This window comes from Roseateles sp. P5_B10, from assembly GCF_056400485.1.
Map to the genome: position 1 here is coordinate 1 of NZ_JBFULE010001269.1, position 1,019 is coordinate 1,019.

Genomic DNA, 1,019 nt, shown 5'->3' on the forward strand with positions numbered 1-1,019 from the left:
GCCCCAGGTCGTGCTGTCATTGACGACGCCGGCAGTCATGCCCAAGAGCATGAAGCCCATGTTGGCGATGGTCGAGTAGGCCAGCATGCGCTTCAGATTGCTCTGGGCGATGGCCGCCAGGTTGCCGATCAGCAGCGACATGACGGACAGCACGACCAGCATCTGCTGCCAGTCCACCGCCAGGCCGCTCATGCCCTCGACCAGCAGGCGCACGGTGATCGCGAACGCGGCCAGCTTGGGCGCGCCACCGATCAGCAGCGTGACAGCCGTCGGGGCGCCCTGGTAGACGTCAGGCACCCACATATGGAAGGGCGCGGCGCCGAGCTTGAAGGCCAGGCCGGCGACGACGAAGACGGTGCCGAAGATCAGCACGCTCTTGTTCGGGATGCCCTGGGAGATGACGCCAAAGACTTCGGGGATGGTCAGCGAACCGGTGGCGCCGTACATCATCGACAGGCCGTACAGCAGGAAGCCGCTGGCGAGGGCGCCGAGGACGAAATACTTCATCGCCGCCTCGGTCGACACCGCATGGTCACGGCGCAGCGCGACCAGCGCGTACAGCGACAGGCTCATCAGCTCCAGGCCGAGGTAGACGACCAGGAAGTTGTTTGCCGACAGCATCACGTTGATGCCCAGCAGCGCGAACAGGCTGAGGATGAAGAGCTCGCCCTTGAGCATCTCGCGGAAAGCGGCATAGGGGCGTGCATAGACCAGCGTGATCAGCGTCGCGACGCAGGCGAAGCCGGCCAGCAGGTGGCCCATGGGGTCGGCGACCACCATGTCCTGCATGGCATAGGTGGTCAGGCCGGCGTTGAAGTAGCTGAAGTGCAGGCCACCCACGACGATGAGGGTCAGCTGGGTCAGCCAGTAGGTCGGGCGGCGCTGCTCGTCGGTGACCCACAGGTCCACCAGGGCAACCACGCAGCCCATCGCCAGCAGCAGGATTTCGGGGTAGATCGCGAGCCAGTTCATGTCGTTCATTGTTCTTGCCTCTGCTCGAAATCAGGCCGGGATCTTGC

At 64.5% G+C, this 1,019-nt stretch carries 1 protein-coding gene; it reads right to left on the reverse strand.

What is annotated here, in order from left to right:
• On the reverse strand, positions 1–981 hold a 981-nt coding region (locus tag AC1DU6_RS32650), incomplete at its 3' end, for an NADH-quinone oxidoreductase subunit N (protein ID WP_477862408.1).
• Positions 982–1,019 lie beyond the last annotated feature (38 nt).